This window comes from Streptomyces sp. NPDC002309 (genome assembly GCF_053593375.1).
In genome coordinates this window covers 1-10,262 of record NZ_JBSFCI010000084.1, presented here as the reverse complement: position 1 = coordinate 10,262, position 10,262 = coordinate 1, and the positions used below count along the sequence as shown (strand labels likewise).

At 68.7% G+C, this 10,262-nt stretch carries 8 protein-coding genes; 6 read left to right on the top strand and 2 right to left on the bottom strand.

All coding sequences use genetic code 11. From position 1 onward, the window contains the following. Positions 1-238: 238 nt before the first annotated feature. Entirely contained in the window at positions 239-619 is a 381-nt protein-coding gene (locus tag ACWCPM_RS34220; RefSeq protein ID WP_450980167.1) for a hypothetical protein, read from the bottom strand. Between ACWCPM_RS34220 and ACWCPM_RS34215 the strand changes: the two genes are divergently transcribed. After that, a complete protein-coding gene (locus ACWCPM_RS34215) occupies positions 557-829 on the top strand; it encodes a transposase (RefSeq protein ID WP_450980166.1) in 273 nt (90 codons plus the stop codon). The genes ACWCPM_RS34220 and ACWCPM_RS34215 overlap by 63 nt on opposite strands. Positions 830-1,291: 462 nt before the next feature. Here the strand turns inward: ACWCPM_RS34215 and ACWCPM_RS34210 are convergent, their stop codons facing one another. Beyond that, complete coding sequence (locus ACWCPM_RS34210) at positions 1,292-3,406, bottom strand: amylo-alpha-1,6-glucosidase (RefSeq protein WP_450980165.1); 2,115 nt, start codon at positions 3,404-3,406, stop codon at positions 1,292-1,294. 135 nt (positions 3,407-3,541) lie between these two features. On the opposite strand from ACWCPM_RS34210, the gene ACWCPM_RS34205 reads away from it, so the two are divergent. The 5 genes from ACWCPM_RS34205 (at position 3,542) to ACWCPM_RS34185 (ending at position 9,665) form a co-directional block, all read left to right on the top strand. Continuing rightward, positions 3,542-4,594 carry a LacI family DNA-binding transcriptional regulator gene (locus ACWCPM_RS34205; RefSeq protein WP_450980164.1) on the top strand — a complete coding sequence of 351 codons (1,053 nt, stop codon included), beginning with the start codon at positions 3,542-3,544 and terminating at the stop codon, positions 4,592-4,594. Between the two features lie 320 nt (positions 4,595-4,914). Next, complete coding sequence (locus tag ACWCPM_RS34200; RefSeq protein ID WP_450980163.1) at positions 4,915-6,063, top strand: ABC transporter substrate-binding protein; 1,149 nt, start codon at positions 4,915-4,917, stop codon at positions 6,061-6,063. 145 nt (positions 6,064-6,208) lie between these two features. Then, complete coding sequence (locus ACWCPM_RS34195; RefSeq protein WP_450980162.1) at positions 6,209-7,138, top strand: carbohydrate ABC transporter permease; 930 nt, start codon at positions 6,209-6,211, stop codon at positions 7,136-7,138. Beyond that, positions 7,135-7,968 carry a carbohydrate ABC transporter permease gene (locus ACWCPM_RS34190; protein ID WP_450980161.1) on the top strand — a complete coding sequence of 278 codons (834 nt, stop codon included), beginning with the start codon at positions 7,135-7,137 and terminating at the stop codon, positions 7,966-7,968. Before ACWCPM_RS34195 ends, ACWCPM_RS34190 begins: the two co-directional genes overlap by 4 nt. Before the next feature lie 71 nt (positions 7,969-8,039). Beyond that, positions 8,040-9,665: a glycoside hydrolase family 13 protein gene (locus ACWCPM_RS34185; protein WP_450980160.1), complete on the top strand. Its 1,626-nt coding sequence runs from the start codon at positions 8,040-8,042 to the stop codon at positions 9,663-9,665. The last annotated feature ends 597 nt before the right edge of the window (positions 9,666-10,262 follow it).

The following is a 10,262-nucleotide window of genomic DNA, read 5'->3' as shown; positions in this document are numbered from 1 at the left end:
CCAGACCATCGGGCCACGGACCGGCTGCGTTCCGGCATGGCGAGCGGTGCACGTTCGTCCGTACCAGGCTGAGCACTTTCATGCGTACGCCGACACCAGGTCGTACTGCTCGCCCTCCGGTGTCGGACGCGGGTCAGGTGCTCACGCACCGGCTGCGAACACCGGGGCCGCCGCCGGCTGACCGGGCGGGTGTCTCCCATGACAACCAGCCATTCGAGGACTGCCTGGAGACGGGACATCAGCTGGAGGCGAGGCCACGGACCACCATCGCGTCCTCGTCTCGTTCGACCCGCACCGGCCAGACCGCACCTGGAACGCCGGCCACCCAGGCCGAGCACAGGTCGGCCGCCACCTCGACCTGTCCGGGATGAACCCCGGCCAGCCTGGACACATGCTCCTTGACCGCGATCCGGATGGTCCGTTCAGGTAGCGGCAGGTCGGATGGGAGCCGATAGATTCGTGAGGCCGTGCCGGGGAGGGTGTCGAACCGGCGGACCACGTCGAGGCGGATGCGGTCAAGGTCGCCCGCCGTGGCCGCTGCGGCATTCCCGCCCAGGTGGGGCATGTGGAGAAGTGGCAGCTGGCTCTGGACATGATCGCCGACCCGGTCGTGGGCCATCGGCGTTCCCCTGGTCGTCGCGGATGCCGGAACGGGGATGCCGCCGCCTTCCGTTACGGGCTGCAAGAACGCAACCTGCCCTACGCGGTGGGGATCTCTGGCCGCCACACCGCCCACCCGGCTGATGCCCGGCCCGTTCAGCCCGCCTGTGTGGGCACCGGACGGCCGCCGAGAATGCAGTACCCCGAGCCTGCGCAGACCGTGAAGTAGCTGGTCATGACCGCGGGACAGGCAGTGACACGGCCGGTGTCCTGGCGGGAGGGCTCCCGACCGGGCAAGGATCGAAACGGGCTCAAGCGCATGTATGACGACCGCGTCCCTCTACGCCACGTTGCGCCAGGCGGCACCGCCGCAACTCCCCCGTTTCGCCGACTATTCCGTCGAGGCCCGGCAACCACACGATGACGAAAGGAGACTTCTCGAGATCACCGACGGCACGCCGGTGCTGCCGCACTCAGCTCGCTCGCAACCAGAACTCACATCCGCTGGAGCCCACTGTGGCCATCTACCGCCGGGACCGGTACCGCTTCCGGGCTTCGATCACGGACTGGCCTTCGGCCACTCGCACGATGCACCAGCACTACGTCCTGGCAACATCAAGCAACACCGACAGCCGACCGGGCACATCAGGGCAGTGCAGTCCCCGGTCGGGTTCGCTGGACGGAACGGGCGTCAGGTCGTGACCACGCGCAGTCCCTTCGGTGCCGTGACCTTCACGGCACCGTCGGCCGACAGAGCGACGTCCAGTCGCCCCCCGCCGACCTGCAGCCCGGTGACGGTAAGGGGTGCATCGGCGAAAGTGGGTGCGACCGTGACTGTTCCTCCAGGTACATCCGCGTCCAGGCCGAGACCCGCCCGCAGCACCACGACCGAGGACGCGGCCGCCCAGGCCTGAGGCCGACAGGATGCCGGGTAGGGGGCGGGGTAGGGATCCGCAGCACTGCCGTGGCCGGCGAACAGTTCTGGGAGTCGGGCGTCGAAGGCCTCCGACGCGGTCAGCAGCCCCCTCGCCAGCGAGGCCGCAGCGTCCGGGAAGCCTGCCCTGACCAGTCCGAGGACGGCGATCGCGGTGTCGTGCGGCCAGATCGAACCCAGGTGGTACGCATAGGGGTTGTAACCCGCCGACTCGCTGCTCAGCGTGCGTAGTCCATGGCCCGAGTCGAGGTCCGGCGCACTCAGCCGCGCCGCCAGCAGGGCGCTTTCCTCCCGGTTCAGCAGGCCTGTGCCGAGCAGGTGGCCAAAGCCCGAAGTCACCGAGGCGACCGGCGTGCCGTGACGGTCCAGGGCGACCGCCGGGTACGGGCCGCGCTCGTCCTCGACCCAGAAGTGCCGTCTGAACCGATCTGCCAGTCGCTCCGCCCACTCCTCCCAGGCGTCCGCGCCGGGACGCCCGAACGCCCGCAGCAGCTCCGCTCCGCCCCGCGCCGCCTCGTAGGCGTAGGCCTGCACCTCGCACAGGGCGATCGGCGGTTCGGCGCGGCGGCCGTCGGGGTGGAGTATGGCGTCGTCGGAGTCCTTCCAGCCCTGGTTGGCCAGTCCGTGCCCTGTGTGGTCCGCGTACTTGAGGAACCCCTCGGCACTCGCGTCGCCGTGGTCACGCATCCAGGACAGGGCGGCCTCGGCATGGGGAAGCAGGTGCTCGACTTCGTCGGGGGCCATGCCCCAGCGCCAGGCGTCGTGCAGCAGGGTGATCCACAGGGGTGTGGCGTCCACCGTGCCGTAGTAGACGGGGGGCAGCACGAAGGATTCGGTGAACTGCTGTGTGGTGCGTCGTACTTCGTGGAGTATCTTGCCCGGCTGTTCCTCGGTGGCGGGGTCGACTGCCCGGCCCTGACGTCGGGCGAGCGTGCGCAGGGTACCGGCGGCCAGTTCCGTGCCCAGCGGCAGCAACATGCGCGCCGCCCAGATGGCGTCCCGCCCGAAGAGGGTCAGGTACCAGGGGGCGCCCGCGGCCAGGAACTGGTCGGCAGGGCGTTCGCGACCGGTCTGGGGATCGGTCAGACGCAGCCGCTCCAGGTCGGCGACCGACTGCTCCAGCCAGCGGTCGAAGCGGTGGTCCGCGCTGCGCACCAGGGGAGTGCTCCAGGGCACGTGGTGCGCGGGCGCGGACGGGAAATGGTCACCGTCCTCGTGCGCGGCCGTGCAGGACAGACGGGCGTTCCACGACTGGCCGGGGGCCAGTTCGACGTCGTACGACAACCGCCCCGCCTGCGCGTCCAGTTCATCTGGCGCCGGGGTGGCGACGAGCCGGACGGCGCACTGGTCGCGGACCCAGACCAGTGTGCCCGCCACCGACCGGGCGGGAACGTCGCGCAGGGTTCGGCCGGCTTTCACCCGGTCCATCGGAGCGAGGTCGGTGGACGCCTGGATCGAGAGCCGGAAGCGGACGTCTCGTGTTCCGGCGTTGCTGACCTCGAGGATCTCCTCCAGGTGGCCGGAGGAGACAGCGCGGCGCCGGTGCAGGCCGACCACCGGATCGGCCGTCACCTCACCGACCCCCCGGAGGACGGCTCGGAAGTGTGCCCGGTCGGCACCGCGCAGTCCGCCGGCGACCGGGGCGAGTTCGATGCCCTCGACCGTGACGGTCAGTCGGGACAGGGCCCTCATGTCGCCGTGGTAGTAGCCGTCTGCGCCGTCTCGAAGCTGTCCGTCCGGACGAGAGATCACGAACGTCGGCGCGCACAGGGTGACGACGGCGTCCTGCAGGAAGGGCTGCAGTCCCTCAGGTGCCGAACCGGCTTCCACGACCGAGTCGTTGGTGTCATGGGTCTTGACAGTAGCGTCCAACAGAGCAGAACCTCTCCTCATTCGATCGTTCCAAAGACACTAACCACAAGCTCACACCGGTTTCAATGGTCTTTGTAACGATCAAATCCAGACCCGCCAGTGCTGTACACGTACGCCCGATCGACGGAGATCACGATGCCCCGCTCCCCTCGCAGTTCCCCGGCCAAGGGCGGTCCCGTGACGCTGGCCGTGGTCGCCGCCCGGGCCGGGGTCTCCCAGCAGACGGTGTCCAACGCGCTGAATTCGCCGGATCGTCTGCGTCCCGAGACCCTGGAAAGGGTCCGCCGTGCGATCGACGAGACGGGCTACCGGCCCAGCAGAGCCGCCCAGACGCTTCGCACCCGTTCCAGCAAGCTCATCGCCTACGGGGTCCGGCCGTGCCCGCCCGGCAACACGGCACCTGTCCTGGACCGCTTCCTGCACTCACTGTCCGAGGCTGCCGACGAGGCCGGGTACCGCATCCTGCTTTTCGCCGCACCGCCAGGTCAGGCGAGCGTGCAGGGTCACGAGGAACTGCTCGACGAGCACAACGTCGACGGCTTCGTCCTCAGTGACACCGACGAGCGAGGCGACCCACGTCAAGCCTGGCTGGCCGAGCGGGGAGTGCCGTTCGTCGGCTTCGGCCGGATGTGGTCGAAGCGTCAGGTCGGCGACTGGGTCGACGTGGACGGTGCCCACGGCACCGACGCCGCGGTGGAACACCTGATCGCACGCGGGCATCGCAAGATCGCATTTCTCGGCTGGCCGCGCGGCTCCGGGGTCGGGGACGACCGCGCCGAAGGCTGGCAGCGGGCCATGCGGAGGCACAACCTGCCGACCCGAGGCCGCAGGGCGCAGAGTACCGACGACGTCGAGGCGGCGCGCGCCGCAGTCACACCGCTCCTGGACGCCGGGGCCACCGCCGTGGTGGCTGCCAGCGACACACTCGCGCTCGGCTGCTACTACGCGGTGCGCGAGCGCGGGGCCGCGCCGGGCCAGGACGTCGCCGTGGTCGGTTTCGACGACTCCCCCATGGCCGCCGTCCTCTCTCCCGGACTGACGACACTCGCCCAGCCGCTCGAGGCGGTCGGCCGGGAGTGCATGCGGCTGCTGCTGGCACGGATGTCCGACCCGGCCGCACCGCCGGAGCGGCTGCTGCTGAAGCCATCTCTCGTCGTCCGCGACAGCACACCCGCACTGGACGTCTGAGCATCCGCTTCGCCCGCCAGTCCCTCCACGACGATTCCACCTTCTCCCCCACACACGGGCACGCCTTCCGGGCCCGGACCGAGCCGCACATACCCAACCGATCCACGGAGGAATTCATGGTCACCCGTCCGTCCGCAACGCCCTCGCCCGCCATACGACCGGGAGAAGCAGGAAGGCCTCGCTCCACCCGAGCGCTTCAGTGCTCGGCGTCGCTCGTCGCCGCCGGCCTCCTCCTCACCGCCTGTGGCTCGTCCGACGGCGGCGCCCCGGGGCAGGCCCCAGGGAGCACGTCCTTCGAGGGCCGCGGGCCCATCACGTACGTGGCGGGCAAGGACACCTCCGGCACCGTCCAGCCGGTTCTCGACCGCTGGAACAAGCTGCACCCGAAGGAGAAGGTCACGTTCATCCAGCTGCCGACGGACGCGGACTCGCAGCGGCAGCAGATGATCCAGAACGCGGAGACCAAGTCCGACGCCTACACGGTGCTCTCCCTGGACGTCGTGTGGACCTCCGAGTTCGCCGCCCACCAGTGGATCGACAAGCTGCCCGAGAAGCAGTACCCGTTGCAGGACATGCTCGAGCCGGTGGTGGAGACCGCCAAGTACCGCGGCGGTCTGTACGCGGTCCCAGCCGCTTCGGACGGCGGCATGCTCTACTACCGCACGGATCTGCTGGAGAAGGCCGGCGTCGGTGAGCCCCCGACGACCTGGGCGCAGATGAAGTCCGCCTGCGCGAAGGTGAAGAAACTGCCCGAGGCGAAGAAGATGTCCTGCTACGCCGGGCAGTTCCAGAAGTACGAAGGTCTCACGGTCAACTTCTCCGAGGCGGTGAACTCGGCGGGCGGCGTGGTCACAGACGCGAACGGCAAGCCCGACGTCGACACTCCCGAGGCGAAGAAGGGGCTGGACTTCCTCGTCGACTCCGTCAAGGACGGCACGATCCCGAAGGAGGCGGTCACCTACCAGGAGGAGGATGGCCGTCAGGCGTTCCAGTCCGGAAAGCTGATCTTCCTGCGTAACTGGCCCTACGTGTACTCCCTGGCGCAGAAGAGCGAAGTGGCGGGCAAATACGCGGTGGCGCCGCTGCCCGGTCTCGACGGACCCGGCTCGTCCAGCCTCGGCGGTCACAACCTGGCACTGTCGGCCTTCGCCAAGAACAAGGCCACCGCCGTCGACTTCATGAAGTTCTTCACCAACGAGCAGAACGCGGGCGTCTTCCTCAAGGAGGCCTCCCTCGCCCCGCCGTACGCCTCTCTGTACGACGACCCGGCGCTGACCAAGCAGTATCCGTACCTGCCCATCCTGAAGGCGTCCATCGAGCGGGCCGCACCCCGTCCGCGGGTCGTGCAGTACGGCGATGTGACCTCGTCGATCCAGCAGGCGGCTTACGCCGCGCTGACCGGCAGCAAGAGCAGCGCGCAGGCACTCAAGGACCTGCAGGCGGACCTGCAGAAGTCCGCGGAACAGTGAGACCGGGCGCATGACCGACACCGGTACGGGGCCCGGCACGGCCGCACGACAGCGCGGCAGTGGAGCCGGCTCCCACCACGAGCAGCCCCCCGGGCCGGCGGCACGCCGGCCCGGAGGGGCCCGGGCGACCGCCGACTCCGGGCGCATGGCGGCGCTGCTGGTCTCCCCGACACTGCTGGTCCTGGCGATCGTCGTCCTGTATCCGACCGTCATGGCACTGCGCCAATCGCTGTACGGAGCGAAGGGTCTGGACCCGGCGACCGGCTTTGTCAGCGACACCGAGCCTTTCGTGGGGCTGCGCAACTACGCCGACATCCTCGGCGCGTCCGGCGAGCGGTTCTGGAACGCCTTCTGGAACACGACGTCGTTCACCGTCGTCACCGTGGCGCTGGAGACGCTGATCGGTGTGGCGATGGCCCTGATCATGCACCGGGCGTTCCGGGGCCGCGCCCTGGTGCGGGCCAGCATCCTGATCCCGTGGGCGGTGCCGACCGCGATCTCCGGCCTGCTGTGGCGGTGGATCTTCAACAGCAACGGCGCCGCCAACGCTTTGATCGGCCACCAAATCCTGTGGACGACGGAGGGCTTTCACGCAAAGGCCGCGGTCGTCGTCGCCGAGGTGTGGAAGACCGCGCCGTTCATCGGGCTGCTCGTCCTTGCCGGCCTTCAGGTGATCGGCAAGGAGATCTACGAGGCTGCCCGGATCGACGGGGCGAGCGCGGTGGGGCGGTTCTGGCACATCACATTGCCGCTGGTGAAACCGGCGTTGCTGGTGGCGGTGCTGTTCCGCTGCCTGGACGCCTTGCGGATGTTCGACCTGCCCTACATCCTCATCGGAGCGCAGAAGAGTTCGGTGGAGACCCTCTCGATGCTTGCGCAGAACGAAGCCTCTAACGTGCGCTTCGGCCCCGCGGCCGCCTACTCCGTCATCCTCTTCCTCTACGTCTTCCTCATCGCGCTCGGCTTCGTGCGCCTGTTGGGGGCGGATGTGGTCGGCGAGGGCGACACCAACCGACGTGGCGGAAGACGGCGCAAGCGTCTTTGTGAAGCGCGCAAGGCGGTGACGACATCATGACGAAGTCGATGAAATGGCGTGCCTGGCTGCCGTATGTGGGAGTGGCCGTCGTGGTGGCCTATTGCCTGGCCCCGTTCTACTGGATGGTCGTCTCGAGTCTGCGGCGTTCGTCCGACATCTTCGAGATCTCCCTGTTTCCCTCTCCGGTGTCGTTCGCCAACTATCGTGCGGTGTTCGACCCGTCCCAAGGGTTCGGGCGCGCCCTGCTCAACAGCCTGGTCGTCGCCTGCGTCACGACAGCACTGGCGCTGCTGCTGGCCACGTTCACCGCGTACGCGATGGCCCGGCTGGAGTTCCGGTTCAAGCGGCTCGTGCTCACACTGATCATCGCCACGTCGATGTTCCCGGTGGTGTCGATCGTGGTTCCGCTGCTGAAGCTGTTTACCGACATCGGCTGGATCAACACGTACCAGGCGATGATCGTCCCGAGCATGTCGTTCGCCCTGCCGTTGGCGGTGTGGAATCTGACGACCTTCTTCCGCCAGATGCCCGACGAGTTGGAGCACGCCGCCATGGTGGACGGCTGCACCCGCGGGCAGGCATTTCGCAAGGTCATCGTTCCGCTCGCCGCGCCCGGCCTCTTCACCACGGCCATCATCACCTTCATCACCGCGTGGAACGAGTTCCTCATCGCCCTGTCGATGACCAACCGGCCCGACATGCAGACCGCACCGGTCATCATCTCCAAATTCACCGGCGCCACGACGTACGAGACCCCCTTCGGAAGTCAGATGGCGGCGGGCGTCCTGGTCACGATTCCGCTGGTGGTCATGGTTCTCATATTTCAGCGGCGCATAGTCGCCGGACTCACCGCCGGCGCCGCGAAGTAGATCGAGCGCCCGGTCGCCCCCTCTCCCTCGTCCTCCCCTGCTTCCTGTCCCCGAAGGAGCATCGCAGCAGTATGTCTTCCACCAGCAAGCCGTGGTGGCGCAGCGCCGTCATCTACCAGGTCTACATACGCAGCTTCGCCGACGGGAACGGCGACGGGGTCGGTGACATCGCCGGCATCCGCTCCCGCCTTCCCTACCTCAAGTCCCTCGGTGTGGACGCCATCTGGATCAATCCGTGGTACAAGTCGCCGATGGCCGACCATGGTTACGACGTGGCGGACTTTCGTGAGATCGACCCGTTGTTCGGCACCGTGGCCGAGGCGGAGGAGCTCATCGAGGAGGCGCATCGATACGGCATCCGGGTCATCCCCGACATCGTTCCCAATCACACCTCCGACCAGCACGTCTGGTTCCAGGCGGCCCTGGCGGCCGGTCCCGGCGGTCCGGAGCGCGAGCGCTACGTCTTCCGGCCCGGCCGCGGACCCGACGGCGCGGAACCGCCCAACGACTGGATGTCGGTGTTCGGCGGCTCCGCGTGGACCCGCCTGCCCGACGGCGAGTGGTATCTGCACCTGTTCGCACCGCAGCAGCCCGACCTGAACTGGCAACACCTCGAAGTTCAGGCGGAATTCGAGGACATTCTGCGGTTCTGGTTCAGCCGGGGCGTGGACGGTTTCCGTATCGACGTCGCCCACGGCCTGGTCAAGCACCCCGATCTGCCGGACCTCACAAGCCAGGGGGATCCGGAGGACGCCGGTCACCCGCACTGGGACCGCGACGAGGTGCACGACATCTTCCGCGCGTGGCGCCGTGTCGCCGACGAATACCCCGGAGAACGGACCTTCGTCGCCGAGGCCTGGCCCGCGACCCCCGAACGGCTCGCCGCCTACGTCCGCGAGGACGGGCTGCACACCGCATTCAACTTCCATTTTCTGATGACGAGCTGGGATTCCAAGGACCTCCGGTCGGTCATCGACGACTCACTCGCGGTACTGGGCACGGTCGGCGCACCGGCCACCTGGGTGCTCTCCAACCATGACGTCGTACGCCACCCCAGCCGCTACGGCCGCGGCACCGTCAAGCGATGGGTCGCCAACGAGCCCTACCGCCCCCATGGTGATCTGAACCTCGAACTGGGCACCCGTCGGGCCCGTGCCGCCACCCTGCTGATGCTCGCGCTGCCGGGCGGCGCCTACGTCTACCAGGGCGAGGAACTCGGCCTGCCCGAGGTCGAGGACCTTCCCGAAAATGCTCTCCAGGACCCCATCTGGGAGCGCTCCGGCCGCACCGAGCGCGGGCGAGACGGATGCCGGGTGCCCATTCCCTGGTCCGGGAGCAGCGCACCCTACGGCTTCAGCCCCGGCGACGCCTCGGCAGACCCCTGGCTGCCTCAGCCCGCGGACTGGGCAGAGCGCAGCGTGGGGGCACAGAGCGGTGACGAGACATCGATGCTCGAGTTGTATCGCACGGCCCTGAGCCTGCGGCGCGAGCACCCCGCGCTGGGCGACGGCACGCTGACGTGGCTGGACACCCCCGATGGTGTCCTCGCCTTCAGCCGCGCTCCCGGCTTCGTGTGTGCGATCAATCTCTCGGCCGAGCCCTACCGGCTTCCCGCCCGTACTTCGGTGCTACTGGCCAGCGGAGCCGTCGAAGACGGTCTGCTGGCACCGGATCAGGCGGTCTGGCTCACGGCGTAGCGGCATCTCGCCGGGCAGCTTGTGGCCGCGGCGGGTGCAGGTCTTCGCTTGGCTCCTCCAGCCGGCAGTGGAGAGGCCGACTGGAGGAGTCGGTTTTCAGCGGTGCCGGCCGGGCCTACGTCGACGGCTGCACAGGAGGAGGCATCCGGCGAGGAGGAGAAGCATTCCGGCAGCGGCCGGCCACAGTTCGGCGCCCGTAGCGGCGAGGCCGTTCCGGCTTCCCTGAGGCGCCGCATCTGCCGTGCTGCCGGGGGAAGTCGGCCGTCCATCGACCGGAGTCTCCTGAGGACGTGGGGCCTCGGCCGCCGGATCTGCCACCGCACCGCTGGCGCTGCCGGGAGCGCCCGAGTGTGCGGACCCGCTGCCGTTCGCGAGGGCCGTGCTCTGCACAGCTCCTATGTCGACAGGGCGATCGGCGACAACACTTGCTGCCTCGTACGGTCACGCCGTGAGGTCGGCCGGCTCCGAGGAGGTTCACCCCGGTGACGCCGTTGCGCCCAGCGGTGACACGATCCTGAGTAGGCCCCCCGCGCGGGGGGCCTACTCAGGATCGTGTCACCGCACTATGGTGGCCGGCGGGCCCCCCGCGGAGGAGGG

Excerpts from the sequence above, each read along its gene's own strand:
- ACWCPM_RS34220 (WP_450980167.1), bottom strand. The coding sequence starts at position 619 with ATGGCCCACGACCGGGTCGGCGATCATGTCCAGAGCCAGCTGCCACTT.
- ACWCPM_RS34205 (WP_450980164.1), top strand. The coding sequence starts at position 3,542 with ATGCCCCGCTCCCCTCGCAGTTCCCCGGCCAAGGGCGGTCCCGTGACG.
- ACWCPM_RS34195 (WP_450980162.1), top strand. The coding sequence starts at position 6,209 with ATGGCGGCGCTGCTGGTCTCCCCGACACTGCTGGTCCTGGCGATCGTC.
- ACWCPM_RS34190 (WP_450980161.1), top strand. The coding sequence starts at position 7,135 with ATGACGAAGTCGATGAAATGGCGTGCCTGGCTGCCGTATGTGGGAGTG.
- ACWCPM_RS34185 (WP_450980160.1), top strand. The coding sequence starts at position 8,040 with ATGTCTTCCACCAGCAAGCCGTGGTGGCGCAGCGCCGTCATCTACCAG.